The organism is Streptomyces sp. NPDC004658 (assembly GCF_040609555.1).
In the GTDB taxonomy this organism is placed as follows: Bacteria; Actinomycetota; Actinomycetes; order Streptomycetales; family Streptomycetaceae; genus Streptomyces.
In genome coordinates this window covers 12,629-38,458 of the sequence record NZ_JBEXKG010000071.1, presented here as the reverse complement: position 1 = coordinate 38,458, position 25,830 = coordinate 12,629, and the positions used below count along the sequence as shown (strand labels likewise).

The window sequence follows — 25,830 nt, the reverse complement described above, 5'->3', positions numbered from 1 at the left end:
CGCGATCCCGCAGGACCTCATCGACCGGACCACTCTGCTTGGCTCCGTGGACCGGCACGGCCCGCACCTGGCCGTCGGCGTTCACCTCGGTCGGCCTCGCCGCCTGGGGCGCCGCCGCCGGGGCGCTGGTGTCCGCGATGTCGTCGGCGAACTCGGCCGTCACGCTCTTCCTGATCCTGCACGCGGCGACACCGCTGTGACGACCGAGCCCGGGCGGCCGTGTCCGGGCCGCGTGGCCCGGCGCCGGCGCGGACCGCGGGCACCGCTCGGGTGACGGACGGCCCTACCGCTGCCGCGGGCCGGCCAGTTCCGCGTCGGCCCGCTCGGTGAGCAGGGTGAGCACACGGCCGGCCACCGCCCGGTCCTCCTCGGAGATGCCCGCGTACAGCCGGGCGGAGACCGTCGCGGCCTCGGCGGAGCTGGTGGCGTACACCGCACGCCCCGCGTCCGTGAGGCGCACGGCGGAGGGCCCCTCGGGGGCGAGCAGGCCGGCGGCCGTCAGGTCCTCGATCGCGCGCTGGGCGTCGCCCTCGTCGACCTTCACCGTGCCGATGACGCCGTCCACCAGGGCGGCCCGCTCGACCGGCCCGTCCGCGACGGCCGTGAGCCGCAGCGTGACGGACTGCAGGAAGGAGATGCCGTGCGGGGCGAGGACGCGCTCCAGTACGGCGCGCAGGGCGTAGTGGGCGAGGCCGATGGCCCGGCTGTCGACGCGGGGTGCTGTGGTGGTCATGACTGCTCCGTCTCGTGATCGGTGGTGCCGAACGGGTCAAGCGGTGCGTCGAGCAGGGTCGTCAGGTCCCGGACGAACTCCTGGGCGCGGGGGCTGCCGGGTCCGCCGAGGGGCGCCAGCAACTGGCGCAGCAGGCCCTGGACCACGTCGATCGCCTTCCGGGTGGTCTCCCGGCCCCGTTCGGTCAGCGCGAGCTGCACCGCCCGCGGGTCGGCCGGGTCCCGGGTGCGTTCGAGGAGGCCGGCCGACTCCAGGCCGCGGGCCAGTTTGGAGACGTACAGGGCCTCCAGGCCGGTGTGGTCGGCGAGGCGGCGCTGGCTCGGACGCAGCCCGGAGCGCTGCATGCCGTACAGCGACGCCACCAGGGAGTACTGCGCGTGGGTCAGCCCCAGCGGGGCCACCGCGCGGTCCACCGCGACCCGCCACTTCATGGACAGCCGCCACACCAGGAAACCGGGCGTGGCTCCTTCGGACACCTTGCTCATGACGGATACAGTACATGGCTACTATGTACATGGCTACTATGTGCGAGACCGGCCACTGGATCCCAGGGCCCGCCTCCTCTACGGAGTGAGCCGCACCACGTTACTGGCGACCCCGCCGCGCCCGGGGCGCCAAGTGGCGACCAGGGCCGCCGCCAGCAGGAGTTCGGCGATGTCACCGCCGTAGTACATGATCTCGGCGGCACCCTGGACCTGGGGGACGGGAGCGTCGACGGCCACCAGGAAACCGCCGTACATCAGCTGTGCGAGGCTCGCGTGCACCGCGATGGCGCAGCCCAGGAAGACCAGCCGGGCGGGCACACCGGGACGGGCCGGGGCGGGGTCGGGCCCGGCGACGGCGTGCGCGAACAGGCAGCCCGCCAGCAGGAAGTGCGCGTGCAGCAGCCAGTGTCCGGCCGGGCGCGCCGTGACGGCGTCGTAGAGCGGGGTGAAGTACAGCAGCGCCAGGCTGCCGGTGGACAGCAGCAGGCCGGTCACCGGGTGGGCGAGCGGGCGGGCCGGCCCGCTGTGCAGGAAGGCGCTGAGGCGGCGGGCGCGGGGTGCGGGCAGGGCGCGCAGCGCGAGGGTCATCGGGGCGCCGAGCACCAGGGCGAGCGGCGCGTACATGCCGATGAGCATGTGCTGGGCCATGTGGCCGCGGAAGTCACGGTGGGCGAACGTGGCGACGGGAGGCAGCAGCGCCGCCGCCAGCAGGAGGAGGCCCGCGCAGAAACCGGCCGTCCGCCAGGGGTTCCAGCCCCGCACGGGGTTACGGCGGCGGGCGCGGCGCACCAGCAGCAGATAGCCGCCCGCGCACGCCGACATCGCCAGGACCGGGAGCAGGATCTCCAGCACGCCCCCGCTCCCGCCGTGATGCGTGTGCATCGGCGGCATGTGCCCGTCCATGTACGGGGTGCCGTCGCCCATCAGACGGCGTGGCCCGGCCGTGCGGCCCGGGGAACGGCCGGATCGAAGGGGCGGGCGCCGCGCCGCAGCAGCAGGCCGCCCGCCAGCAGCAGCGCGCCGAGGACGAGGAAGCCGATGTCCCACCACAGCTGGTGCGGGCCGCCGCGGACATGGTGGATGCCCAGGACGTGATGGTCCAGGACGCCCTCCACCAGGTTGAACAGGCCCCAGCCGGACAGGATCCAGCCCCACAGGACCCGTGAGGCCCACACCCGGCGCCGGCCGGTGGCCACCCGGGCGTACAGGACGGCGAGACCGCCGAGGACGGCGAGCCAGCACACGGTGTGGAAGACGCCGTCCCACACGGTGTTCATCTCCAGGCCGGAGACGGTGTGGGGGTCGTAGTACCTCACACCGATGTGGTCGTGGTCGGTGCTGGTCAGCATGTGGTGCCACCGCAGGAGCTGGTGCAGCAGGATGCCGTCGACGAATCCGCCGAGCCCCACTCCCAGCAGCAGGCCGGGCAGTCGGAGGCCGGGCGGCGCGGTCTCGGCTCCGGTCTCGCGCACGGTGGTCGTCATCGCTCCTCGTCTCGGTCGGTTCCCTCGGTCGGTTCCCTCGGTCGAGCGGGTACGGCGGCGCTGCCCTACGAGAGCTACCAGCTCCCCCGCACCGGCGCTGCGGCACACTCGGCCATCTGCGCGGAGGCGGGGTACGGCGACCGGAACCGGCCGGCCGGAACGGGTCCTCCCATGCCGTCCGCCGCCAGGGGTACCCGCCCGCCACGGGAGGAACCCGGCACACCCGCGAAGGGACGGGTGGCTGCGACGGCTCGGACGGAAGGGCGGCGGAACCCATGCCCGGTACCACGGACGGACCCACCGACGACACGGTCGACCTGCACTTCCTCGGCAACGCGACCGTTCTGCTGCGCTACGGGCCGCTGACCCTGCTCACCGACCCGAACTTCCTGCACCTCGGCCAGTACGCCTACCTCGGCAACGGCCTGCTGAGCCGGCGCCTGACCGAGCCCGCCCTGGAACCGGAGGACCTGCCCCGCCTCGACGGGATCGTGCTGTCCCATCTGCACGGGGACCACTGGGACCGCCGGTCCCGACGGCACCTGGACCGCTCGGTTCCGGTGCTGAGCACCCCGCACGCCGCGCGCCGCCTGAAGGTGCTGCACGGACGCGAGCGGGTGGCCGGTCTGCGCACCTGGCGGGGATTCACCCTCCGGCAGGGCCCGGTCCAGGCCACGGTCACGGCGCTGCCCGGACGGCACGCCGGGCATCCGGTGCTGCGGGGACTGCTGCCCCCGGTGATGGGCAGCATGATCGAGTTCGGTCCGGCGGGCGGCCCGCCGCGGCTGCGGCTGTACGTCTCCGGCGACACCCTGCCGTACGACGGCCTCGACGAGATCACCCACCGCTTCCCGGCCGCCGACCTCGCCGTCCTGCACCTGGGCGGCACCACGCTCCCCGGCGGCTTCGTGGTCACCATGGACGGCCGGCAGGGAGCGGAACTGGCCCGGCGCCTCGGTCCCCGCGCCGTCCTGCCCGTGCACTACGAGGAGTACACGGTGATGCGCTCGCCCCTGTCCGCCTTCCTGACCGAGGCCGGCCGGCTCGGCCTCGGCGACCGGATCGTGCACTGCCCGCGCGGGCACCACGCCCGGCTCGCGGCCGAGCCGGGCGCGGCACCCGCCGTCAGCTGACCGGTGTTCCCGGCCGGCGGGGGTGCCGGCTCAGCGGGTCACCTCGTCACCTCGTGGCGCGCGTCCGGGACGCAGTGCGTCATGGTGAGGCCCTCGACATTCCGCGGCGGGTTCTTGCCGAGGTTCGCCAGCCGCTCCTTGTCCTCCTCGGTGAGGTCCTGGCTGGCCAGCGGCTCCAGGTCCGCGACATCCTCCGGGCGGATGCCGAGGCCCTCGCCGACCCGCAGCCCCAGGTCGTTCTCCACCAGCAGGAAGTGCCACACCATCCGCTCCTGGATGGGCCGGTCGCACCGGGAGAGCTGACCCACCAGGTTGCGCACCAGGTCGTCGCGCTCCCACTGCTCCATGAGCAGGTACCGCTGGCCCGCCTGGAGGTAGTCGTTGGTGCGGGGGATGCGCTTGCGGGTGAGCCGGCCCCGGATCTCGGGCCCCTGCTCGTCGTGCGCCGGACACTCCGCCTCGCGCAGTCCGCCCCGGATCGACGGCTCGTAGTTGACGCTCGGGTTCTCCCCGCCGCCGTCGACGTGGTACGTCATCAGCCCGTCGCGCTGGTTGGTGCGCACCCGGGCGCTCTTCGCCTGGTTGACCGGCAGCTGGAGGTAGTTCGGGCCCACCCGGTAGCGCTGGGTGTCGCTGTAGGAGAAGGTCCGGCCGACGAGCATCTTGTCGTCGGAGAAGTCCAGGCCGTCGACGAGCACGCCCGTGCCGAAGGAGATCTGCTCGTTCTCCGCGAAGAAGTTCTCCGGCATCCGGTCCAGCACCATCCGGCCCACCGGCTTCGGCGGGAAGTCCTGCTCCGGCCAGGTCTTGGTGTCGTCCAGCGGATCGAAGTCGAGTTCGGGGTGCTCGTGGTCCTCCATGACCTGCACGAGCAGCTCCCACTCGGGGTACTCGCCCCGTCCGACCGCCTCGTACAGGTCCTTGGTGGCGTGACCGAGGGAGCCGGCCTGGACGTTGGCCGCGTCCTCCTCGGTCATCGAGCGCACGCCCTGCTTGGGCATCCAGTGGTACTTCACGAGCACGGTGTTGCCCTCGGCGTTCACCCACTTGTACGTGTTCACGCCGAAGCCCTGCATGTGGCGGTAGTCGGCCGGGATGCCGCGCGGGCTGAACAGGTTGACCAGCATGTGCATCGCCTCGGGCGTCTGCGACATGAAGTCGAAGATCCGGTTCGGCTTCTGCTCGAAGTCCACCGGGTCCGGCTTCAGGGCGTGGATGACGTCCGGGAACTTGATGGCGTCCCGGATGAAGAAGACGCCCAGGTTGTTGCCGACGAGGTCCCAGTTGCCGTCCTCGGTGTAGAACTTGACGGCGAAACCGCGGGGGTCGCGCGCCGCCTCGGAGGAGTCACGGCCGCCGATGACGGTGGAGAAGCGGACGGCGACGTCGGTGCGCTTGCCGCGCTCCTGGAACAGCTTCGCCCGCGTGTAGCGGGCGATCGGCTCGTCGCCCCAGGCGCCGTACGCCTCGAAGAAGCCGTAGGCCGTCACGCCGCGGGCGTGCACCACCCGTTCCGGGATCCGTTCCCGGTCGAAGTGGCTGATCTTCTCCAGGAACTGGTAGTTCTCCAGCGTGGCGGGCCCACGGGCGCCGACGGTGCGCTGGTTCTGGTTGTCGTGGACGGGGTGGCCCTGTCGGTTGGTCAGGATCCTCCGGTCGTCTCCGGAGGCGGGACCCGTGCGTGCTACATCCGTCATGTCGAGGGCTCCTAGAAACGGGACAGGTGATACGACAAGCGTCGCCGCGACCACCGGCCGAGTACCCGAAGGCGCGCGGCCATGCCCGTGCCGAACCCCCGTACGGCTCTCGGGTACGCCGACCGCGCGAGGGCGCCCACCGGTCCGCCGTATAGGGCAAAAGGCTGAAAACCCATAACTTGCATGTTTATGGCCGCGTTTCCTCCGGTGCGGGTGAGTGCCCGCAACCGTGTCTGGAAGGGCAGGGAACCGATGAAACGGGCTACCCGAAACAGTGTGATCGCCATCGTCGCCGCGTCCGGCGCGATGGCAGTGGCGGCGCCGGTGCACGCCGACTCCGCCGCGGACGGTTCCGCGGGCGGCTCGCCCGGGCTGATCTCGGGCAACGGCATCCAGTTGCCGGTGCACCTCCCGGTGAACGTCTGCGGGAACACCGTGAACGTGGCGGGTCTGCTCAACCCCGCCATGGGCAACGCGTGCGCCAACAAGGGCGGCGGCGACGCCGGGGGGAAGGTACGCCCGGCGCAGCCGAGTGGGGCGACGGCCCACGCCGTCACGAAGAACTCGCCGGGTCTGGTCTCCGGCAACGGCGTCCAGTTGCCGGTCGATCTGCCCGTGAACGTCAGCGGCAACAGCGTCAACGTGGTCGGCGTCGGCAACCCCGTCTTCGGCAACACGTCCGCCGACGTCCCGGGCGACCAGCCCGCGGAGCCCGGCCGGACCACCACCCCGCCCAAGCCGCAGGAACCGCCCACGCGGGTCACCCCGCCACCGGTGCGTTCCGAGCCCCCGCGGCCCCAGGAACCGCCCGTCACCCACCCGGCGCCGAAGCCGACCCCGACCGTCGTACGGCACCGGCCACCCGTCACCCTCGCCCAGACCGGAGCGGAGACCACCTGGACGGCGGCCGTCGCCGGCCTGGCCTCACTGATGGGCGGAACGCTCCTGTACCGCCGCTTCCGCACGAGCAGGCCGAGCCGGGAGGCCTGAGCCCGGAGGCGACAGGGCACCCTGGCCGGGCGCACTCCGGCCGGGCACGGCGGCGCCCCGGCCGAACAGGCGCGGACCCGGGACCCCCAGAGGGCCGTTCGGCCGGGCGGCTCCGGGCCGGCGGGGCGGACACGCCGGCCGGCGTCCGTGCCTGGTCCGGTCTGCCGGGGCGTTCCCGGGAAGTGGTCCGCCCGGGTCGGCGTGCGGGGGGATGCTCCCGCCGGTCGGCGTGCGGCGGGCTCCCGCCGGCTCGGCCCCCGTGGGCGGGGCGTCCCGCGGGTCGTGGTTGCTCGGAACCCCGCCTCATCGGCCGACCCCACCCTCACCCCCTCCCCGCCAACCCGCCGGGGGCGGTTCACCAGCCGGTGAGCAGCAAGTGGTTCAGCAGGAGGGCCAGGGCCGCCTGGGCGGTGAGCCAGGCGCGCGGGCGGGGGAGGAGTGCGCAGGCCGGGAGCAGCCACATCGCGAAGGGCAGCCAGATGCGCTCCGTCTCCGCCTTGCTCATGCCGGACAGGTCGGCGGCCAGCAGGGCCAGCAGGGCCGCCGCCACGAGGAGGGCCAGCCGGGACTCGGCGGTCGGCGCCGTGCGGCGGCGGGGGAGGGACACGCCCGTCCGCCGCAGCCCCGCCGTCGTGGCCAGGCCGGTGATCAGCACCGTGCAGGCCAGGTTGGCCCACACCCAGTAGCCGTAGGGGCGGATGCCGCCGACGCCCTGGTAGTAGCGCGTCACCAGCAGCCGGTACCCCTCCCACCAGTCGAACCCGGCGAGCGTGAACGCCGCCGGGACGACCGCCGCCCCGGCCGCGAAGAGGAGCGCGAGGACCGGCCGCCTGCGGACCCGGCGCCGTCCCGTCACCACCACCGCCGCCCCGATCAGCACGAACAGCGTCAGGCCGTAGGAGAGGTAGCAGGTCAGGCCGTACAGCAGCCCGCTGCCCGCCGCCCAGGCCACGGACCGCCCGGTGACCGCCAGGGCCAGCAGGGCCACCGACCACGCGGCGACCGCCGCGAAGTACCCGTCGGCCGATGCACCCACCCACACGGCGGCCGGGGCCAGGACGAGGAACGGCGCCGCCCGCCGGGCCAGGCGCTCGTCGGCCAGCGCCCGCACCGCCACGAGCACCGCCACGCAGGCGGTCGCTCCGACGGTGACGCACCAGGCCCCGGCCCAGCCGCCGCCGCCGAGTCCCACCCGGTCCAGGAGGACGAAGGTGAGGGTGGCCGCCGGGGGATGCCCGGCGATGTGCGCCGGCCAGGGGGCGGGGGAGCCGCTCACGATGTGCTGGGTGAAGTCGCGCAGCGCGGCCGGAATGTCGTGGAAGCGGCCGATCACCGTCAGGTACTCGTTGCGGGTGGTGAGCCGCCCGGCCACACCCCGCCGCCAGCCGTCGACCAGCGCCAGCGACCACGTCCAGGCCAGGGCTGTCGCCCAGGCCGCGAGGAGCAGCCCCCGCCATGGAAGCCGCGCGGCGACCGCGGGCCCCCAGGCCACCACGGCGACCGCCACCAGGACGGCGGCCGGGGTGCCCGGGCCGAGATGCGGGTCCCAGTCGGCGAACAGCGGCGGCCAGTGCACGAACAGGGTCCGCCGCGTGTCCTGGATGTGCCGGCCGACGAGCACGGCGACGAGGACGAGCAGGGCGGCGGCCGACGCGGCGCACAGATCGGCGCGCAGGCCGGGATACCGGTCACGGAGGGGAGGGATCACACCGGCACGCTAGGGCGGCGACCGGGGGGACGAGGGGACCAGCGGCCCGACGTCAGCGTTTCGTCATGGGTCGCCACCGCGGTCGGGGGCTGGTTCGGGCCTACCGTCGGACCATGCGAGACGACGACCCGCGGCTTCCCTCCTCACCCGGATTCTGGCGCAGCCCGCTGCGCGGTCCCTGGTTCACCTCGGTGCTCGGCATCGTGCTGCTGGTGGGCATCACGGTGCTGTTCGTGACGGGTCTGGTGTCCTACGCCGCCTACAACCCGGGCCTCGCACGGGTGAACGACCAGACGCCGGACAAGGGCGTCCTGGGCTTCTACCTCTTCGCCTGGCCGACGAACCCGTACTGGCTGTACCGGCTCACCCAGGGCCTGCACGTCACCCTCGGCATCACCCTGATCCCGGTGCTGCTCGCCAAGCTCTGGTCGGTCGTGCCCAGGCTGTTCGCCCTGCCCCCGGCCCGCTCCCTCGCGCACGCCCTGGAGCGGATCTCCCTGCTCCTCCTCGTCGGCGGCGGGCTGTTCGAGTTCACCACCGGCGTCCTCAACGTCCAGCTCGACTACGTCTTCCCCGGCTCCTTCTACCCGCTGCACTTCTACGGAGCCTGGGTGTTCTTCGCCGCGTTCGTGGCGCACGCGGCGCTGAAACTGCCGACCGCCGTACGAAGCCTGCGCTGGCGGCGCGAGCGGCGAGGGGAGTCCGTGTCCCGCACGCCGGAGCCGGGGGAGCTGGTGTCCCCCCGCCCGCTGCCTGCGACCGTGTCACGGCGCGGGGCGCTGGGGTTCGTCGGGGGTGCCTCGCTGCTGCTCCTGGTCACCACCGCCGGCCAGAGCATCGGGGGCGCGCTGCGGCGCACCGCCCTCCTCGCACCGCACGGCGGAGCCGACCCCGGCAGCGGACCGAACGGCTTCCAGATCAACAAGACGGCCGCCTACGCCGGGATCGACGCGGCGGAGACCGGCGAGGAGGCGTGGCGGCTCGTCGTCACCGGCCGCACCGGAACGGTCCGCCTCAGCCGCGCCCAGCTGCTCCGGCTGCCGCTGCACAGCTCGGCACTGCCCATCGCCTGCGTCGAGGGCTGGTCGACGGAGGACCAGTGGTGGCGCGGGGTGCGGCTGCGCGACCTCGCCGCGCTGGTCGGCTACGACGGCGACCCGCCGGACCTCTTCGTGGAGTCGCTCCAGCGGCACGGGGCCTTCCGCCGGGCCGCCCTGCGCGCCAACCAGGTGGCCGACCCGCGCTCCCTGCTCGCCCTGTACGTCAACGGCGAGGACCTGTCCCCCGACCACGGCCACCCGGCGCGGATCATCGTGCCCGCGGCGCCCGGTGTGCTCAACACCAAGTGGGTGGCCCGGCTGACCTTCGGAGAGCTGTGATGCGCCCGCGCCCGAGGCTCGGCAGCCCCTTCCAGATCCTCCTGCTGGCCTGCTCCTTCGCGCTCGCCGGCTATGCCGGTGTGCGGCTGTTCGCGGGCGACTGGCAGGCCGTGGCGCTGTGGCTGGTGGGCGCGGCGCTGCTGCACGATCTGGTGCTGCTGCCGCTGTACGCGGTGGCGGACCGGGCGGTCGTCCGTGCTCTCGGCGCCGCCGGGCGGCGGGAGCGGACGATGTACGTCCGGGTCCCGGCCGCCCTGTCCGCTCTGCTGCTGCTCGTGTGGTTCCCGCTGATCACCGGCATGGTGGACCGCCCCTACCGGTCCGCCACCGGCCTGTCGGCGGACGGCTTCCTCACCCGCTGGCTGCTGATCAGCGCGGTGCTGTTCGCCGGCTCCGCGCTGCTGCTGGCGCTGCGCGGGCTGCGACTGCGCAGGGCGACGAAGCGGCGTCCGCCGGCCGTCCACTGACCGGCGGCCCGCCAGCCCGCGCGGCCCGCGTACCGCAACAGGGCCGGCGTGCCGAGCCGCGCCCACGGGAAGACGCCATGGCCGCCCGTCTCCACGTCGGTGCCGTCGACGACCTGCACCTCGGAGCGTTCGTCGACGTCCACCGCGGCCGTCTCGGCGATCAGCAGACCGCCGGGCCGCAGCAGCCGGGCCACCCGGCCCAGCAGGGCGCGCGGATCACCGCCGATGCCGACGTTGCCGTCCATGAGCAGCACGGTGCCCCAGCGTCCCTCGCCGGGCAGCGGGTCGAACACCGAGCGCCGCAGGGCCTGGCCGCCGAGCCGCACGGTGTGGTCGACGGCGGCCTCGCTGACGTCGATGCCGAGGACGGTACGGCCCCGGGCGGCGAGCTCCGCCACCAGCCGCCCCGGTCCGCAGCCGACGTCGAGCACGGCACCCTCGCACCGGTCCAGCACCGCCCGGTCGACCGGGTCGGCCCGCGCGCACCAGCGCTCGACCTCCAGCGGCAGCAGCCAGCCGTCCGTCCGGCGCAGGAACAGCGGGCCGCGCCCGGTGCGCAGGGCGACGGCGTAGGGATCGGCCGCGGCCCAGGCGACGACCGGCGGAGTGCCCCTCGACCGGTCGCCGCGGGTGCTCACCGGCCGGTCCCCGGTCCGGCGGTGCGCGCCGTGCACCGGGCCAGCCGGGCAGCGAAACGGCCGTGCGGCGCCCGGGCGGCGACCGCCACCGCGTCCGCGGCCGTGTCCACGTCCCGCAGCCGGGGCAGCTCGCGCACCCGCAGACCGGAGGCCACCAGCCGCCGCCGCTGGACGGCACCCGTCCACGGCGTCGACATGGGCACGCCCCGCAGCAGGGCGGGATCGGGCTCGGCGAGCCCCAGCGCCCAGAAGCCGCCGTCCTCCGCGGGACCGAAGCACGCGTCGTACCCGGCGAAGTCCACGGTGAGCAGTTCCGGGGTCACCTGCGGGGTGTCCATGCCGATGAGCAGGGCGGGACCGGCGCACCGCGCGAACGCGTCGGCCAGCCGCAGGTCCAGCCCGCCCGCGCACTGCGGTACGACGTCGAAGCCGGGCGGCAGCCAGGGGCCGGGGCTCCCGTCCAGCACCAGGACGCGCCGGGTGGCGGGGGCCGCCGCGACCGCGTGCAGGGTGTCGGCGAGCGCGGCCTCGGCGAGCGCCGCCGCCTCGGCGGGGGTGAACGGCGGGGTGAGCCGCGTCTTGACCCGCCCCGGACGCGGTTCCTTGGCGATGACGAGCAGCGTGGTCACGGTGCGGTCCTCCCGCCGGCCGGCGGCTCGGCCAGCACGCGGCTCATGTCCCGCACCGCCTGCCAGGTGCCGCGCCAGGTGCCCGTGACCTTGGAGGTGCCGGCGCGCGGCAGGTACGGCACGTCGTGCTCGGCGATCCGCCAGCCCGCGTCGGCCGCGCGCACCACCATCTGGAGCGGATATCCGCTGCGCCGGTCGCTGAGGCCGAGCGCCAGCAGCGGCTCGCGGCGGGCGGCGCGCAGCGGACCGAGGTCGTGCAGCCGTAGCCCGGTACGGCGGCGCAGCAGCCGAGCGAGCGCCAGGTTGCCGGCCCGGGCGTGGGCGGGCCAGGCACCCCGGGTCCGCGCCCGCCGCCGGCCCAGGACCAGGTCGGCGCGGCCGTCGAGGACTTCCCGGACGAAGGGCACCAGGTGCCCGGGGTCCAGGGAGGCGTCGCAGTCGCAGAAGCAGACGACGTCGGCGGTGGCGGCGGTCAGCCCGGCGTGGCAGGCGGCGCCGAAACCGCGCCGCGGCTCGTGCACGACGGTCGCGCCGAGCGCGCGGGCGATGTCCGCCGAGCCGTCCGTGGAGCCGTTGTCGACGACGAGGGCGCGCCAGCCCGCCGGGATCCGGGCGAGCACCCAGGGCAGGGCCTCCGCCTCGTCCAGGCAGGGCAGCACCACGTCCACGCTCGCCGCCGATGAGGGAGATGAGGGGGTCACGCCGTTCACCCTACGAACGGGAAGCGGACATATCGGACCAGCGTTGCTTACGAAACGCGGACGTCGGGGCCCGGACCCGGCCGCGAGTGCGACACCCGCCACGGCCCGGTGCCAGGCTGGAGGCATGCAGCAGCCGCACATGCCCGCCGGACGCCCGGCCCTGGACGGGACCGCACCCGACACCGCCGCACCGGCCCCCCGGTCAGCCCCCGGTGCCGCCCGGGTCCTGGTCGTGGACGACGACGCGACCGTCGCCGAGATCGTCGCGGGATACCTCGGCCGCGCCGGATACACGGTCGACCGCGCCGCCGACGGCCCCACCGCCCTCGCCCGCGCCGCCGCCCACTGGCCGGACCTGGTGGTGCTCGACCTGATGCTGCCCGGCATGGACGGCCTGGAGGTCTGCCGGCGGCTGCGCGCACGGGCCCCCGTCCCCGTCGTCATGCTCACCGCCCGCGGGGACGAGGACGACCGCATCACGGGTCTGGAGGTCGGCGCCGACGACTACGTGACCAAGCCGTTCAGCCCCCGTGAACTGGTCCTGCGGGTGCAGTCGGTGCTGCGCCGCGCGCTGCCCGGCACGGGCACCGGCCCGCTGGCCGCGGCCGGTGTCACCGTCGACCCGGCCGCCCGCCGCGCCACCAAGAACGGCACCGAACTCGCCCTCACCCTCCGGGAGTTCGACCTCCTCGCGTTCTTCCTGCGGCACCCGGGGCGGGCGTACAGCCGGGAGGACCTGATGCGGGAGGTGTGGGGCTGGGACTTCGGCGACCTGTCCACCGTCACGGTCCACATCCGCCGGCTGCGCGGCAAGGTCGAGGACGACCCCGCCCGGCCGCGCCTGATTCAGACCGTGTGGGGCGTCGGCTACCGCTTCGAGCCGGGCGGCGCGGAAGGGCAGGGCTGACGTGCGCGACACCGTCCTCATCGCCGTGCTCGCCTTCGCCGGGGCCGCCGTCACGGGCCTGGCCGGGGCCGCCGCGCTGCGGCTGCTGCGGCGCCGCTCGCTCACCGTGTCCCTCGCCGTGATCGCGGCGGTCGGCGTGGGCGGCGTGCTCGCCGGCACCCTCGCGGTCGCCTGGGCGATGTTCCTGTCCGCCCACGACCTGACCGTGGTCACGACGGTCGTCGCCATGGCGGCCGTGGTCTCCCTGGCGACCGCACTGGTCCTGGGCCGCTGGGTCGTCGCCCGCAGTCACGAACTCGCCATGGCGGCACGCTCGTTCGGCGAGGCCGGCGACTTCGCCGCCCCCGAGGGCCCGGCCACCGCCGAACTGGCCGAACTGAGCCGGGAGCTGGCCGCCACCAGCGCGAGACTCGCCGAATCCCGGGAACGGGAACGCCTGCTGGAGACCTCACGCCGGGAACTCGTCGCCTGGATCTCCCACGACCTGCGCACCCCGCTCGCCGGGCTGCGCGCCATGTCGGAGGCGCTGGAGGACGGCGTCGCCGACGACCCCGGCCGCTACCTGAAGCAGATCCGCGCCGAGGTCGAGCGCCTCAACGACATGGTCGGCGACCTCTTCGAACTCTCCCGCATCCACGCCGGCACGCTCGCGCTGACCCCGTCCCGGATCTCGCTCTACGACCTCGTCGGCGACGCCCTCGCGGGAGCCGACCCGCTCGCCCGCGCCCACGGCGTACGGCTGGTCGGCGACCGGGTGGAGCCGGTCCCGGTCGAGGTGGACGCCAAGGAGATGAGCCGCGTCCTGGGCAACCTGCTGGTCAACGCCATCCGCCGGACGCCCGCCGACGGCACCGTCGCCGTCGCCGCCGAGCGCTCGCCCGACGGCGTGGTGCTCTCCGTGACGGACGGCTGCGGCGGCATCCCGGAGGAGGACCTGCCCCGCGTGTTCGACACCGGCTGGCGCGGCAGCCACGCCCGCACCCCGCCGTCCGGCGCGGGCCTGGGCCTCGCCATCGTGCGCGGCATCGTGGAGGCCCACCAGGGCCGGGCCACCGTCCGCAACATCCCCGGCGGCTGCCGCTTCGAGGTCACGCTCCCGGCGGCTCTCTAGGGCCAGGTCCTAGGCGCCCGCGAACTCCCGCATGCCCTCCTGGAAGCCGACCTCCGGCTTCCAGCCCAGCTCGGCCCGCAGCCGCGAGGAGTCGGCGGTGATGTGCCGCACGTCGCCCAGCCGGTACTCCCCGGTGACGACCGGTGCGGGACCGCCGTGGGCGTCGGCCAGCGCGCGGGCCATCTCCCCGACCGTGTGCGGCTCGCCGCTGCCGGTGTTGTACACGGTCAGCGCGCCCGGCGCGGACCCCGCCTCCAGCGCCAGGACGTCGGCCGCGGCCACGTCCCGGACGTGCACGAAGTCCCGGCGCTGCCGCCCGTCCTCGAAGACGCGCGGCGCCTCGCCCCGGGCGAGCGCGGACCGGAAGAAGGAGGCGACGCCGGCGTAGGGCGTGTCGCGGGGCATCCGGGGCCCGTAGACGTTGTGGTAGCGCAGCGACACCGCGGACCCACCGGTCGACCGGGCCCAGGCGGCGGCCAGGTGCTCCTGCGCCAGCTTGGTCGTGGCGTACACGTTGCGCGGATCGGCCGGCGCGTCCTCGCGGACCAGCCCGGGGGCCAGCTCCGCGCCGCACACCGGGCACCTCGGCTCGAACCGCCCCGCGTCCAGATCGGCGACGGCCCGCGGTCCCGGCCGTACGACCCCGTCGCGCGGGCACACGTACCGCCCCTCGCCGTACACGACCATCGACCCGGCCAGCACCAGGTGCCGTACCCCGGCCTCCGCCATGGCGGTGAGGAGGACGGCGGTGCCCAGGTCGTTGCGGGAGACGTACTCCACCGCGTCCCCGAACCCCGCCCCGAGCCCGACCATCGCGGCCTGGTGGCAGACGGCGTCCACGCCGGTCACGGCGCGCCCGACCGCGACGGGATCGCGCACGTCGGCGGCCGGATCCGTACGCACGTCGAAGACGACCGCCTCGTGCCCGCGCGCCGCCAGCGCCTCCACCACATGAGACCCGATGAACCCGGCGCCGCCGGTGACCAGTACCCGCATGCCCCCACGCTAGGCCCGCCGCCGCACCGGGCCGGCGGGCCGCGCCCGCACGTCACCGCTCCGTAAGACGGGGCGCGCCGGAACGGGGAGGCGGTTCAGCGGCGCGCCGCCGCTCGGCTCACCTCCGCTGTGCCGCGATCATCGCCTTGTACCAGTGGTAGCTGTCCTTCGGTGTGCGCCGCTGGGTGTCGTAGTCGACCCGGACGATCCCGAAGCGCTTGTCGTAGCCGAAGGCCCACTCGAAGTTGTCCAGCAGCGACCAGACGTAGTAGCCGCGGACGTCGACGCCGGCGTCCATCGCGGCGCGCAGCGCGCCGAGGTGGTCGCGCAGGTAGGCCACCCGGTCGGTGTCGTGCACCGCGCCGTCGGCGGAGAGCGTGTCGTCCTCCGCCGAGCCGTTCTCCGTGATGTGGAGGGGCGGCAGCGCGTCCCCGTACCGCTCCTTGAGCTGCACCAGCAGGTCGGTGAAGGAGCCGGGGACCACCGGCCAGCCCATCGCCGTGTGGCGCACGTCCGGAAACCCGACCTCCGTGTAGCGGTTGTCCGTGGCCACCCGCCGGGCCGGGTCGGCCTCGCGGTGCGGGGCGTCGGCGACCACGATGGGCCGGTAGTAGTTGACGCCGAGGAAGTCCAGCGGCCGGGAGATCAGTTCCAGGTCGCCGTCCCGCCGGAAGTCCGCGCCGGTGATCAGCTCGCCCCAGGTCTCCTCCTCGGTGGCCGGGTAGCGGCCCGCGAGGATCGGCTCGGTCCACACCAGGTTGTGCTGCGTGTCGGCGCGGACCACGGCCGCGCGGTCGGCGGGGGAGTCGCCGGCCGGCAGGTTGCGGTCGAGGTTGAGCGTGATGCCGACCTCGCGCGCCCCGGCCGCCCGCAGCGCGTCGACGGCCAGGCCGTGGCCGACCAGCAGGTGGTGCGCGGCGGCCAGCGCGCCCCGGCCCTCCCGCGCGCCGGGGGCGTGCCGGCCCACGGAGTAGCCGAGGAAGGCGCTGCACCACGGCTCGTTGAGGGTGATCCAGCGCGGCACCCGGTCGCCCAGGTGCTCGGCGACGACAGCCGTGTACTCGGCGAACCGCTCCGCCGTCTCCCGCACCCGCCAGCCGCCCCGGTCCTCCAGGGCCTGCGGCAGGTCCCAGTGGTAGAGGGTGGCGGCCGGCTCGATGCCGGCCGCGAGCAGTTCGTCGACGAGCCGGGAGTAGAAGTCCAGCCCCTTCGGGTTCACCGGACCGGATCCGTCGGGCACGATCCGCGGCCAGGCGATGGAGAAGCGGTACGAGTCCACGCCCAGGTCGCGCAGCAGCGCCACGTCCTCCCGGTAGCGGTGGTAGTGGTCGCAGGCCACGTCTCCGGTGTCGCCGTTCGCCGTCCGGCCCGGCGTGTGGCTGTAGGTGTCCCAGATCGACGGTCCGCGGCCGTCCTCCCGCGCCGCGCCCTCGATCTGGTACGAGGCCGTCGCGGCACCGAAGACGAAGCCGGGCGGGAAGCCGGGGAAGCCGGTGGCGTCGGGGAAGTCAGTCATGGAGGCCGTTTCCAGGGGTGCGGTGGGGCGGGTCACTTGACGGAACCGCCGGTGATGCCGGCGGCGATGTACTTCTGGGCGAGCACGAGCAGGATCGCGGCGGGCACGGCGGACAGCACGGACGCGGCCATCACCGAGCCCCAGTCGCCGACGTGCGCGCCGATGTACTGGTAGATGCCCAGCGTGACCGGCTTGACGTCGTCCGTGGTGTTCAGCGTGAGGGCGAACATGAAGTCGCTCCACGAGAAGAGGAAGGCGAACAGGCCGGATGTGATCAGGGAGTTGCGGCTCATCGGCAGCACCACCCGCAGGAACGTCCGCACCGGCCCGGCGCCGTCCATCTGCGCCGCCTCGATGACCTCACCCGGGATCGACACCATGAAGGACCGCATCAGCACGATCGAGAACGGGATGCCGAGCGAGGCGTCCGCCAGCATCAGGCCGAAGTAGGAGTTGACCAGGCCGAGGTCGACGTACGAGTTGTAGAGCGCGTTGGCGATGACGATGCCCGGCACCATCTGGGTGATCAGCGTGCCGAACACGATCGTCCGCGAGCCGCGCAGGCCGAACCGGGCCAGCCCGTAGGCCGCCGGGGCGGACACCGCCAGGCAGATGACGACCGCGCCGAGCGACACCACCAGGGAGGTCAGCAGGTGACCGCCCTGGTCGTCCAGGGCCTTGGAGAAGCCGGACAGGTCCAGGCTGCCGGGCACCGGGTCGACCTGGAGCAGACCCGAGGCGGGCTGGAGGGCGGTGTTGAGCATCCAGTACAGCGGGAACAGCATCACGCACAGGATGAGCACACCGGCGATGGTGGAACCCCAGCGGCGCCCGGATGTCGTGGGCGTGCGAGCGGCCATGGACGTCACTTCCCCTCGGTGCGGTTGGCCCGCAGGTAGAACACCGCGAACACCGCGGAGACAAGGATGAGTACGTTGCCGACGACCGCGCCCGCGCCGAAGTCGAGCCGTACGAAGGAGTTCTGGTAGGTCAGCGTGCCCAGGGTCTGGGTGGCGTCGGCCGGGCCGCCGTCGGTGAGGGCGAGGATCAGGTCGAGGATCTTCACCGTCGACATGAACCCGAGCACGAGGACGACGGTGATCACGGGCCTGAGCTGCGGCAGGGTGATGGAGCGGAACGTCCGCCAGGCGGAGGCGCCGTCCAGGGAGGCGGCCTCGTACAGCTCCGTGGGGATCTCCTGGAGACCGCCGTAGAGGATGACCATGTTGAACGGGATGCCGATCCAGATGTTGACCAGGATCACCGACAGCAGGGCCATGCCGGGGCTGGTCAGCCACGGGGTGTGGCCGCCGAGGCCCAGCGTGTCGAGGAACGAGTTCAGGACGCCCGTGTCCTGGTCGAGGATGCGGCGCCACACGATGCCGGACACCACCATGGGCACCAGCCAGGGCAGCAGGATCAGGGACCGCAGGACACCGTTCAGCGGGAAGCGGCGGCTGAAGAACACCGCGAGCGCCAGCCCGATGCAGAACTGGCCGAGCAGCGAGCCGGCGGTGAAGACCAGGGTGTGCCAGAGCGCCTTGCCGAACAGCGGGTCCTGGAACACGTTCGACCAGTTGTCGGCGCCGTTGAACGGCGCCTCACCGGTGAAGAACGTCTTCGGGGTGAAGTGCTGGAAGCTCATCACGACGTTGCGGACGAGCGGATAGCCGAAGAACAGCAGCATGAAGACGACCGCGGGGGCGACGAACCCCCACTGGGCCAGTCTGCGGCGGCGGCGCAGCCGGGCCGGGTCCGGCGCGGCGGCCGTCCTGGACGCCTTCCCGGGCGCCTGGGCGGTGACGATGGACGTGGTCATGGTGGCTTACCTCAGTTCCCGCTCGTGGCCCGCTGCTGGGCGCGCTTCAGGGCGGCCTCGCTGGACTGGCCGGTCAGGGCGGACTGGAAGGCGCTCTGCAGGGCGAGCGACACGCTCGGCCAGCCGGCGCCGAGCTTGGCGGTGCGGGACCGGGCGGCGGCCACCTGGTCGGCGAGCGCGTCCAGCTCGGGCACCCGCTTGCGCCACACGGCGGCGGCCTTGGCGTTCGCCGGGACCATCCAGCTGTTGAGCGCGTAGGTCAGCTGTTCCCTCCGGCTCGCCAGACAGGCGACGATCTCGCCGGCCCGCTTCTCCCGCGCCTTGTCACCGGTGTTCGGCACGGTGAGCACGGCACCGCCCAGCGGGCCGACGGAGGGCGCTCCCGGCCGGGGAACCGGGATCTTCGCGATGCCCCAGTGCAGTGACTTCTTCGTGTTGAGCGTCTCGACCTGCCAGGGGCCGTTGATCATCATCGCGGCGTTGCCGGCCATGAACTGGTCGTTGACGTCCGCCTGCGTCCAGCTGACCGTCGACTTCGACAGCGAGCCGTCCGCCAGCAGGGCCTTCCAGTAGTCGAGCGCGCCGGCGACCTGCGGGCTGTCCAGCTTCGTCTCGTCGCCGCCGTTGGACCACATGAACGGCGTGAACTGGAAGACGCCGTCCTCCGCGCCGCCCGCGCTGAGCGCCAGCCCGTACCGCTTGCCCGCGGTGAGCTTCTTCGCGGCCGCGCGCAGCTCGGCCCAGGTGGTGGGGACCTTCACGCCGGCCCGGTCGAGGACGTCCTTGTTGTAGAACAGCGCCAGGGTGTTCACCGACCGGGCGGCGCCGTAGTACGTCCCCTTGTACGAGCCGAAGTTGACGATGCCCTGGGGGATGTCCCGGGTGCTCAGGCCGAGTGTCCTGAGGTCGGTCAGGCCGCCGGCCTCGGCGAACGTCGGCATCTCCGAGGCGTCGAACTGGACGATGTCGGGCAGCGACCTCGACGACGCCATGCGCAGCGCCTTCGTCATCACCTGCGCGGCCGGGACGCTCTGCTGCTCGATGGTGACGCCGAGCCGCTCGCCGCAGCGGGCCATCGCCTCGGCGTCCCAGCGGTGGTAGGTCTCGTCGGTCGAGGAGTTCATCACCGTGTAGACGTCACCGTCGCGCTGCTGACCGCATCCGGTCAGGGCCGCCCCGGCGACCAGGACCGTCACGGCGGTGAGTGGTGCCACGGCCCTGCGGGAGCGTCCCCGGCGCCCGGCGGCCGGAGACCTCTCAGGAATGCGATTGAAGCGCTTCGACATGCTGCGGCCCTTGCTGTCGTGTGCCCGGCTTCGTCGCCGGGGCTTTTGTTTGGCCTGATGACTAATACGTCACTCCCCGGGTGTCACGCTAGACCCCCGGGCGTGTTCGTCCGGGCACACAGCGAAGTCACGCGCGCGAACTCGATAACAAAAGGCGAGGTCAGCGCGCTGATAGTGACAAGAGACGGGTGTGACGACGATTTCCCCTGTGTACGATCAACCCGCCGGGCGACAGCCTCCGCCGCCCCCGCCGAACAGCCCCGCTCCCCCGAGGAAGACCATGAAGTTCACCAACGGGTACTGGCGCATCCGCGACGGCGTCCAGGTCGCGTACGCCACCGAGGCGCGCGACGTGCGCGTCGAATCGAAGCGCTTCACCGCCTATGCCGCCGTGCAGAAGGTGACGCGCAGAGGGGACACGCTCAACGCGCCGCTCCTCACCGTCGACTGCTTCTCACCCGCCGAGGGCGTCATCGGCGTGCGGGTCACCCACCACGCCGGCAAGCGCCGCCCGGGGCCGGACTTCGCCCTCGCGGCCGACCCCGGCGGTGCGGGCGAGGTCCGCCGGGACGGCACCGTCACCGAGCTGACCAGCGGCCCGCTGACCCTGCGCCTGGACCGGGCCGCCCCGTGGTCGCTGACCTTCCACGACGCGGACGGGCGGGAGCTGACCCGCGCGGGCCGCAAGGGCACCGCCTTCGCCACCACCGGCGACGGCGCGCACCACGTCCTCACCCAGCTCGCGCTCGGCGTCGGCGAGCAGATCTACGGCCTCGGCGAACGCTTCACCCCGTTCGTCAAGAACGGCCAGGTCGTCGACATCTGGCAGGCCGACGGCGGCACCAGCAGCGAACAGGCCTACAAGAACGTCCCCTTCTACCTGTCCTCGCGCGGCTACGGCGTCTTCGTCAACCACCCCGGCGCGGTCTCCTTCGAGGTCGGCTCCGAGTCCGTCGGACAGGTGCAGTTCAGCGTCGAGGACCAGACGCTGGAGTACTACGTCGTCGCCGGCCCCACCCCGAAGGACGTCCTCACCCGCTACACCGCCCTCACCGGCCGCCCGGCCCTGCCGCCCGCCTGGTCCTTCGGTCTGTGGCTGACCACGTCCTTCACCACGGACTACGACGAGCCGACCGTGATGTCGTTCGTGGACGGCATGGCCGAGCGCGGCATCCCGCTGTCCGTCTTCCACTTCGACTGCTTCTGGATGCGCGAGTACCAGTGGTGCGACTTCGAGTGGGACCCGGAGGTCTTCCCCGACCCCCAGGGGATGCTCGCCCGGCTGAAGGCCAAGGGCCTGCGGATCAGCGCCTGGATCAACCCGTACATCGCGCAGAAGTCCCCGCTGTTCGAGGAGGCCGCCGCCCTCGGGCACCTGGTGCGCCGGCCGAACGGCGACGTGTGGCAGTGGGACCTGTGGCAGGCCGGCATGGGACTGGTCGACTTCACCAGCCCCGACGCCCGCGCCTGGTTCCAGTCCAAGCTGAAGCCCCTGCTCGACCAGGGCGTGGACTGCTTCAAGACGGACTTCGGCGAGCGCGTCCCCACCGACGTCGTCTGGCACGACGGCTCCGATCCGGAGCGGATGCACAACTACTACACCCACCTGTACAACCAGACCGTGTTCGAACTCCTCGAGAAGGAGCGCGGACAGGGCGAGGCCGTCCTCTTCGCCCGCTCGGCGACCGCGGGCGGTCAGCAGTACCCCGTGCACTGGGGCGGCGACTGCTGGTCGTCCTTCGAGGCCATGTCCGAGTCCCTCCGGGGCGGCCTGTCCCTGTCGCTGAGCGGCTTCGGGTTCTGGAGCCATGACATCGGAGGCTTCGAGGGCACGCCCGACCCGGCGGTCTTCAAGCGCTGGCTGGCCTTCGGCCTGCTGTCCTCCCACAGCCGGCTGCACGGATCGTCGTCCTACCGGGTGCCGTGGGCGTTCGGCGACGAGGCCGTCGACGTCGCCCGGCGGTTCACCCTGCTCAAACACCGCCTGATGCCCTACCTGTACGGCGCCTCCGTCGAGGCCCACCGCACCGGCGTCCCGGTGATGCGGCCCATGGTCCTGGAGTTCCCGCACGACCCCGCCTGCCGCCCCCTCGACCGCCAGTACATGCTGGGCGCCGACCTCCTGGTCGCGCCGGTGTTCAGCGAGGACGGCGAGGTGGAGGTCTACCTCCCCGAGGGCACCTGGACCCACCTGCTCAGCGGCGAGCGGGTCACCGGCCCGGTCTGGCGCACCGAACGGCACGGCTACGACAGCCTCCCGCTCTACGTGCGTGAGGGCGCCGTCCTGCCGCTGGCCGCCGACGACGAGCGGCCCGACGGCGACTGGCTGGACGACCTGGTCCTGCTGGTCCACCCGCCGGCCTCGCCGACGTACACCCGCCAGGTGAGCGTCCCCGACCTGACGGGTGCGCAGGCCGCGGTGTTCCACGTCCGCCGTGACGGGGACCTGGTGCATGTCACCGTGGACGGCACCGACCGCCCCTTCACCGTACGGGTCGCCGGCGGAGCGAGCGCCGGGGGCACGGGCGAGGTGACGGTCCCGCTGCGCTGACCGGGCAGCCGCACGGAGATCCCCGGCGGCGGTGTCCCGAGCACCGGCCACCGCCGCGGGCGGGGCGACAGCTGGTCGGCGACGCCGGTACCAGGCCCGCGGAATGATCAGCACCGGCAACGGGTTGTCCGTGGGCATGAGCGAAGCAGTAGTGGCGAGCGCGTACGGCGGTCCCGAGGTCCTGTCGGTGATCGACGTCGCCGTCCCGGAGCCCGGGCCCGGTCAGGTGCGCGTCGCGGTCCGTGCCGCGGGTGTGAATCCCTTCGACTACAAGGTGTACAGCGGTGCCTTCGGCACCGATCCGGCGAAGCTGCCGCTGCGGCTGGGCAGCGAGGCGGCCGGTGTCGTCACGGCGGTGGGCGCCGACGCGACCGGCCCCGCCGGCCCGGTCCGGGTGGGCGACGAGGTGATCGTCTATCGCGCGTCCGGGGCGTACGCGGCGGAACTCGTCGTCCCGGCCTCGTCCGTGGTGCCCAAGCCGGCCGGCCTGTCCTGGGAGCAGGCCGGCGGGCTGATGGTCGCCGGAGTGACCGCCGTACACGTCCTCGAAGCGGTCGGACTCGGCGAGGGCGAGACGGTGCTGGTCCACGGGGCGGCGGGAGGGGTCGGCCTGGTGGCCGTCCAGCTGGCCGCGGCACGCGGGGCCACCGTGATCGCGACCGCGAGCCCGGCCAAGCACGAGCTGCTGAGAGAACTGGGCGCGGTGCCGGTCGCGTACGGGCCCGGTCTGGCGGACCGTGTTCGTGCGGCGGCGCCGGAGGGGATCCACGCGGCGGCCGACCTGGTGGGCACCGACGAGGCGGTCGACGTCTCCGTGGAACTCGTGGCCGACCGTTCCCGCATCGCCACCATCGCGGGATTCGAGCGCGGGGCCCGGGCCGGGATCAAACTCCTCGGCGGCGGGCCCGGCGCCGACCCCGGCACCGCGATCAGGCAGGCCGCCCGCCTGCAGCTGACGGAGGCCGTGGCAGCGGGACGGCTGCGCGTCCTGGTCGCGTCCAGCCACCCGCTGCGTGAGGCGGCCGCCGCTCACCGCGAGAGCATGGCCGGTCACACGACCGGAAAGATCGTCCTCGTGCCGTGATCCGGTCGTACCGGCGTCCTACCTGAGGAGGGGGCCCTCCGTCCGGTGCCGGGGCGCCCTGCGGAACCGCGTCGACGCGCACGACGGCATCCGGTCGGCCGGCGGTGTCCTGGCCGCGGCGGCGGTGCCGGTCGCCGTCGGTGCGGGCACCGCCGCGGCGCCCTGCGCCCGTGAAACACATTCGTGAGGTCACGGGTTCGCCCCGTCGTGGCGGTCCTCCCGTGGGGCTGGGGCGCCGGTCTCGTCGGGTACCGACCAGCCCGGGCCGGTCATGCGCCGCCACCGCGGAGATCTGCGGGCCCCGCTCCCGTGGACGGCTGGGCTGACGCAGCGCGAACGCGGGGGTCTCGCCCCGGGCCCGGCGCGGCCACATCCGGCACGCGACCGTGCTCGGCCGGTGGTGATCGCGTACCGCTCCGGTCCGGTGAGTGCCGGACCCCATCGACGCGCCACGTGCGCGGCCACACGGCCGTCTCCTCGTGACCGGCGCCGGGGCCGCGAGGTTGTCTCTCATTCAACTGACCCTGGACGACGGCGGCGTCGGCGTGCGGGAGCGAAGACGCGCTGCTGCACCCGGGGTTGGAGACCCCTGCTGTTGTTCACGATTCAGCCATCTCTGGCGGATCTGCCCCTCGCGCCGTCGGGATGCCGGGGACGGACAGGCCGAAATAGGATGGCCGTAGCGACGGTGCACGGAACCACATGCCCATGGCAGTGGGCCATGGAGGTGCACGATGAGCCACGCCACCGACATCGGTGCCGACCGGCTGCCCGCCATGTCGCGGCCCCGGCTCGACCGGTTGTTCCGCTCCTCCCCGCCCGGGGAGATTCCCCGGGGAACGGGCGAGGGGACGGTGCTCCTCGGACTCGGCCCCCGGACGAACGCCGTGGCGGCCGGGCCGGCGCGCCGTCTCGTCCGGCAGGGCAAGGTCTTCGCCGTCGACGGCCGTGAACTGCGCAACCCGGTCACGCCGTTCGGGATCCGTGCGGTGCGGGCGCGGGTCCACCGGGACGCGAGCTGGCCGGACGGGGGCGCGTGCATCGTCCTGGACCACGCGCACACCGCGCTCGTGGCGCACCGGATCCGGGACGAGGTCCGCAGCGTCGGGCGGGCGGTCTGCCTCGGCACCGTCTACGGGGGCCGGCGCCAAGTCCTGGATTTCAGCCTGACGTTCCGGGCCGAGCGGACCTGGAATTCCTGAGCGGAGGCGGAGGTGCTTGAAGATGCCGTACCAGACGGCGGTCACCGTCCAGGCCGCCCTGCCGCCGGACCGGGTCGCCGAGGTGCGGGAACTGCTGCACGAGGCCGGGCGGAAGAGCACGGCCGGCGAGTTGTTCCCCTTCGCCGAGATACCGGGCCTCCACTTCGCCCGCGTCGTCCTCGTTCCCGAGGGACCCGGCGGCGCCGCGGCGGGCATGCCGCCCAGCGTCGTGTACATGGGCGAGGTGGACGGGCCCGTGGAAGCGCACCTCACCGATCTCGTCCACAAGGCGGGCGACGGTCTGGACCGGGTGTTCGGGCACTGCCCCGGATATCCGGCGAACGGCTCCCCGGACGCGGCGCGGATCGACTGGCTGCGCGCCCACGCGGTGCCCTGCGCCGCCTACTACGTCAACACCGTCGGCAGGGGGCGGCAGCAAATCGATCAGGAAGCCCTGCTGCGCGAGGTGATCGAGGAGTTCCTCGACCGGAACCGACCGGCTCTGGCCAGCCGGAGCCCCATGGAGATCAGGGCCGCCGTCCAGGACTACGTCCGCGGCCGGGAAGACCTCGCCTGGGCCCTCACCGGGCCCGCGCCGCCCCCGCTCGGGTGGCGGATCCGCCGGGCCGCCCACCTGGTCGGGGTTCCGCTGGCGGCCCTGGCGCTGCTGCCGCCTCTCGTGGCCGCCCTGCCGGTCTGGGCCGTCCTGCTCAGGCTGCACGAACGCCGCGACGTCCCCGACCACGCCCGCCCGAGCCACGACCGCATCCGCGAACTCGCGGGCTGCGAGGACTTCGTGGCGCAGAACCCGTTCACCGCCGTCGGCTCCGTCAAGGCCGGTCCGTTCCGGCGGATCACGCTCACCACCGTCCTGTTCGTCGTCGACTACGGCGTCCGGCACGTCTTCGACCGGGGGAACCTCGCGGGGGTCAAGACGATCCACTTTGCCCGCTGGCTGTTCATCGACGGGAAACGGCGGGTGATCTTCGCCAGCAACTACGACGGCAGCCTGGAAAGCTACATGGACGACTTCATCGACAAGGTGGCCTGGGGGCTCAACGCCGTCTTCAGCAACGGCCTCGGCTATCCGCGGGTGCGGTGGCTCGTGCTGGACGGTGCCAGGGACGAGCAGGCCTTCAAGAACTACCTGCGGTGCCACCAGGTGCCGACGCAGGTCTGGTACTCCGCGTACGACACATCGACCGCGCACGACCTCCGTACCAACGCCCTTGTCCGGGCAGGTCTCTTCGGGCACCTCGGCCCCGCCGAGACGGAGGCCTGGCTCGCCCTGTTGTGAAGGGCGCCGAAGGAAGG

The 25,830-nt window shown here is 73.4% G+C and carries 23 protein-coding genes and 1 pseudogene; 10 read left to right on the top strand and 14 right to left on the bottom strand.

The genetic code is table 11. The annotated features are described in order from the left end of the window. Nucleotides 1-200, top strand: a pseudogene (locus ABZV94_RS23365) (M56 family peptidase); the annotation flags it as partial. Between the two features lie 83 nt (nt 201-283). On the opposite strand, the gene ABZV94_RS23360 reads toward ABZV94_RS23365, so the two are convergent. From ABZV94_RS23360 to ABZV94_RS23345, 4 genes are all read right to left on the bottom strand, one after another. Further along, nucleotides 284-733, bottom strand: a complete 450-nt coding sequence (locus tag ABZV94_RS23360) for a MarR family transcriptional regulator (RefSeq protein ID WP_356343210.1) — start codon at nt 731-733, stop codon at nt 284-286. Continuing rightward, nucleotides 730-1,218 (bottom strand): MarR family transcriptional regulator, encoded by a 489-nt coding sequence (locus ABZV94_RS23355; protein WP_356343208.1) that lies wholly within the window; start codon nt 1,216-1,218, stop codon nt 730-732. Before ABZV94_RS23355 ends, ABZV94_RS23360 begins: the two co-directional genes overlap by 4 nt. 78 nt (nt 1,219-1,296) lie before the next feature. Next, on the bottom strand, nt 1,297-2,142 hold the full coding sequence (locus ABZV94_RS23350; protein WP_356343206.1) for a cytochrome c oxidase assembly protein: 846 nt from the start codon (nt 2,140-2,142) through the stop codon (nt 1,297-1,299). Then, complete coding sequence (locus tag ABZV94_RS23345; RefSeq protein ID WP_356343204.1) at nt 2,142-2,702, bottom strand: DUF2243 domain-containing protein; 561 nt, start codon at nt 2,700-2,702, stop codon at nt 2,142-2,144. The genes ABZV94_RS23350 and ABZV94_RS23345 overlap by 1 nt, the downstream gene beginning before the upstream one ends. 275 nt (nt 2,703-2,977) lie before the next feature. Here ABZV94_RS23345 and ABZV94_RS23340 point away from each other — a divergent pair, with 275 nt between their 5' ends. Beyond that, nucleotides 2,978-3,835: an MBL fold metallo-hydrolase gene (locus tag ABZV94_RS23340; RefSeq protein ID WP_356343202.1), complete on the top strand. Its 858-nt coding sequence runs from the start codon at nt 2,978-2,980 to the stop codon at nt 3,833-3,835. Between the two features lie 38 nt (nt 3,836-3,873). On the opposite strand, the gene ABZV94_RS23335 is transcribed toward ABZV94_RS23340, so the two are convergent. Next, nucleotides 3,874-5,532, bottom strand: a complete 1,659-nt coding sequence (locus ABZV94_RS23335; protein ID WP_356343201.1) for a catalase — start codon at nt 5,530-5,532, stop codon at nt 3,874-3,876. A gap of 252 nt (nt 5,533-5,784) precedes the next feature. Between ABZV94_RS23335 and ABZV94_RS23330 the strand changes: the two genes are divergently transcribed. Continuing rightward, nucleotides 5,785-6,522, top strand: coding sequence for a chaplin family protein (locus ABZV94_RS23330; RefSeq protein WP_356343199.1), 738 nt, complete (start codon nt 5,785-5,787; stop codon nt 6,520-6,522). 355 nt (nt 6,523-6,877) lie between these two features. Here ABZV94_RS23330 and ABZV94_RS23325 read toward each other — a convergent pair whose 3' ends face one another. Continuing rightward, nucleotides 6,878-8,227 (bottom strand): hypothetical protein, encoded by a 1,350-nt coding sequence (locus ABZV94_RS23325; RefSeq protein WP_356343213.1) that lies wholly within the window; start codon nt 8,225-8,227, stop codon nt 6,878-6,880. 116 nt (nt 8,228-8,343) lie between these two features. On the opposite strand from ABZV94_RS23325, the gene ABZV94_RS23320 reads away from it, so the two are divergent. Next, nucleotides 8,344-9,609, top strand: coding sequence for a molybdopterin-dependent oxidoreductase (locus ABZV94_RS23320; RefSeq protein ID WP_356343197.1), 1,266 nt, complete (start codon nt 8,344-8,346; stop codon nt 9,607-9,609). Between the two features lie 313 nt (nt 9,610-9,922). Here the strand turns inward: ABZV94_RS23320 and ABZV94_RS23315 are convergent, their stop codons facing one another. From ABZV94_RS23315 to ABZV94_RS23305, 3 genes are read right to left on the bottom strand one after another with little or no spacing between them, the layout of a single operon-like run. Further along, nucleotides 9,923-10,714 carry a methyltransferase domain-containing protein gene (locus tag ABZV94_RS23315; RefSeq protein WP_356343195.1) on the bottom strand — a complete coding sequence of 264 codons (792 nt, stop codon included), beginning with the start codon at nt 10,712-10,714 and terminating at the stop codon, nt 9,923-9,925. Beyond that, a complete protein-coding gene (locus ABZV94_RS23310; RefSeq protein ID WP_356343193.1) occupies nt 10,711-11,343 on the bottom strand; it encodes a DUF2064 domain-containing protein in 633 nt (210 codons plus the stop codon). Before ABZV94_RS23310 ends, ABZV94_RS23315 begins: the two co-directional genes overlap by 4 nt. Further along, complete coding sequence (locus ABZV94_RS23305) at nt 11,340-12,044, bottom strand: glycosyltransferase family 2 protein (RefSeq protein WP_356343191.1); 705 nt, start codon at nt 12,042-12,044, stop codon at nt 11,340-11,342. Before ABZV94_RS23305 ends, ABZV94_RS23310 begins: the two co-directional genes overlap by 4 nt. 124 nt (nt 12,045-12,168) lie before the next feature. Here ABZV94_RS23305 and ABZV94_RS23300 point away from each other — a divergent pair, with 124 nt between their 5' ends. Beyond that, a complete protein-coding gene (locus ABZV94_RS23300) occupies nt 12,169-12,951 on the top strand; it encodes a response regulator transcription factor (RefSeq protein ID WP_356343189.1) in 783 nt (260 codons plus the stop codon). A 1-nt stretch (nt 12,952) separates the two neighbouring features. Beyond that, nucleotides 12,953-14,062 carry a HAMP domain-containing sensor histidine kinase gene (locus ABZV94_RS23295; protein ID WP_356343187.1) on the top strand — a complete coding sequence of 370 codons (1,110 nt, stop codon included), beginning with the start codon at nt 12,953-12,955 and terminating at the stop codon, nt 14,060-14,062. A 9-nt stretch (nt 14,063-14,071) separates the two neighbouring features. Here the strand turns inward: ABZV94_RS23295 and ABZV94_RS23290 are convergent, their stop codons facing one another. The 5 genes from ABZV94_RS23290 to ABZV94_RS23270 all read right to left on the bottom strand — a co-directional run bounded on the left by ABZV94_RS23290 (nt 14,072) and on the right by ABZV94_RS23270 (nt 19,679). Then, on the bottom strand, nt 14,072-15,058 hold the full coding sequence (locus tag ABZV94_RS23290; protein WP_356343185.1) for an NAD-dependent epimerase/dehydratase family protein: 987 nt from the start codon (nt 15,056-15,058) through the stop codon (nt 14,072-14,074). 118 nt (nt 15,059-15,176) lie between these two features. After that, nucleotides 15,177-16,574 (bottom strand): GH1 family beta-glucosidase, encoded by a 1,398-nt coding sequence (locus ABZV94_RS23285; RefSeq protein WP_356343183.1) that lies wholly within the window; start codon nt 16,572-16,574, stop codon nt 15,177-15,179. A 32-nt stretch (nt 16,575-16,606) separates the two neighbouring features. Next, nucleotides 16,607-17,434, bottom strand: coding sequence for a carbohydrate ABC transporter permease (locus ABZV94_RS23280; protein ID WP_356343181.1), 828 nt, complete (start codon nt 17,432-17,434; stop codon nt 16,607-16,609). A gap of 5 nt (nt 17,435-17,439) precedes the next feature. After that, entirely contained in the window at nt 17,440-18,393 is a 954-nt protein-coding gene (locus ABZV94_RS23275; RefSeq protein WP_356343179.1) for a sugar ABC transporter permease, read from the bottom strand. Nucleotides 18,394-18,404: 11 nt separating this feature from the next. Continuing rightward, nucleotides 18,405-19,679 (bottom strand): sugar ABC transporter substrate-binding protein, encoded by a 1,275-nt coding sequence (locus tag ABZV94_RS23270; protein WP_356343177.1) that lies wholly within the window; start codon nt 19,677-19,679, stop codon nt 18,405-18,407. Nucleotides 19,680-19,959: 280 nt separating this feature from the next. Here ABZV94_RS23270 and yicI point away from each other — a divergent pair, with 280 nt between their 5' ends. From yicI to ABZV94_RS23250, 4 genes are all read left to right on the top strand, one after another. Next, nucleotides 19,960-22,230: an alpha-xylosidase gene (gene yicI, locus ABZV94_RS23265; protein ID WP_356343175.1), complete on the top strand. Its 2,271-nt coding sequence runs from the start codon at nt 19,960-19,962 to the stop codon at nt 22,228-22,230. Nucleotides 22,231-22,381: 151 nt separating this feature from the next. Continuing rightward, entirely contained in the window at nt 22,382-23,314 is a 933-nt protein-coding gene (locus ABZV94_RS23260) for an NADP-dependent oxidoreductase (RefSeq protein WP_356343212.1), read from the top strand. Between the two features lie 734 nt (nt 23,315-24,048). Next, entirely contained in the window at nt 24,049-24,516 is a 468-nt protein-coding gene (locus ABZV94_RS23255; protein WP_356343173.1) for a hypothetical protein, read from the top strand. 22 nt (nt 24,517-24,538) lie between these two features. Continuing rightward, nucleotides 24,539-25,813: a hypothetical protein gene (locus ABZV94_RS23250; protein ID WP_356343171.1), complete on the top strand. Its 1,275-nt coding sequence runs from the start codon at nt 24,539-24,541 to the stop codon at nt 25,811-25,813. The last annotated feature ends 17 nt before the right edge of the window (nt 25,814-25,830 follow it).

Coding starts and splice junctions, on each gene's coding strand:
- ABZV94_RS23360 (WP_356343210.1), bottom strand. CDS start 733: ATGACCACCACAGCACCCCGCGTCGACAGCCGGGCCATCGGCCTCGCC.
- ABZV94_RS23355 (WP_356343208.1), bottom strand. CDS start 1,218: ATGAGCAAGGTGTCCGAAGGAGCCACGCCCGGTTTCCTGGTGTGGCGG.
- ABZV94_RS23350 (WP_356343206.1), bottom strand. CDS start 2,142: ATGGGCGACGGCACCCCGTACATGGACGGGCACATGCCGCCGATGCAC.
- ABZV94_RS23345 (WP_356343204.1), bottom strand. CDS start 2,702: ATGACGACCACCGTGCGCGAGACCGGAGCCGAGACCGCGCCGCCCGGC.
- ABZV94_RS23340 (WP_356343202.1), top strand. CDS start 2,978: ATGCCCGGTACCACGGACGGACCCACCGACGACACGGTCGACCTGCAC.
- ABZV94_RS23335 (WP_356343201.1), bottom strand. CDS start 5,532: ATGACGGATGTAGCACGCACGGGTCCCGCCTCCGGAGACGACCGGAGG.
- ABZV94_RS23330 (WP_356343199.1), top strand. CDS start 5,785: ATGAAACGGGCTACCCGAAACAGTGTGATCGCCATCGTCGCCGCGTCC.
- ABZV94_RS23320 (WP_356343197.1), top strand. CDS start 8,344: ATGCGAGACGACGACCCGCGGCTTCCCTCCTCACCCGGATTCTGGCGC.
- ABZV94_RS23300 (WP_356343189.1), top strand. CDS start 12,169: ATGCAGCAGCCGCACATGCCCGCCGGACGCCCGGCCCTGGACGGGACC.
- ABZV94_RS23290 (WP_356343185.1), bottom strand. CDS start 15,058: ATGCGGGTACTGGTCACCGGCGGCGCCGGGTTCATCGGGTCTCATGTG.
- ABZV94_RS23285 (WP_356343183.1), bottom strand. CDS start 16,574: ATGACTGACTTCCCCGACGCCACCGGCTTCCCCGGCTTCCCGCCCGGC.
- ABZV94_RS23280 (WP_356343181.1), bottom strand. CDS start 17,434: ATGGCCGCTCGCACGCCCACGACATCCGGGCGCCGCTGGGGTTCCACC.
- ABZV94_RS23275 (WP_356343179.1), bottom strand. CDS start 18,393: ATGACCACGTCCATCGTCACCGCCCAGGCGCCCGGGAAGGCGTCCAGG.
- ABZV94_RS23270 (WP_356343177.1), bottom strand. CDS start 19,679: ATGTCGAAGCGCTTCAATCGCATTCCTGAGAGGTCTCCGGCCGCCGGG.
- yicI (WP_356343175.1), top strand. CDS start 19,960: ATGAAGTTCACCAACGGGTACTGGCGCATCCGCGACGGCGTCCAGGTC.
- ABZV94_RS23255 (WP_356343173.1), top strand. CDS start 24,049: ATGAGCCACGCCACCGACATCGGTGCCGACCGGCTGCCCGCCATGTCG.
- ABZV94_RS23250 (WP_356343171.1), top strand. CDS start 24,539: ATGCCGTACCAGACGGCGGTCACCGTCCAGGCCGCCCTGCCGCCGGAC.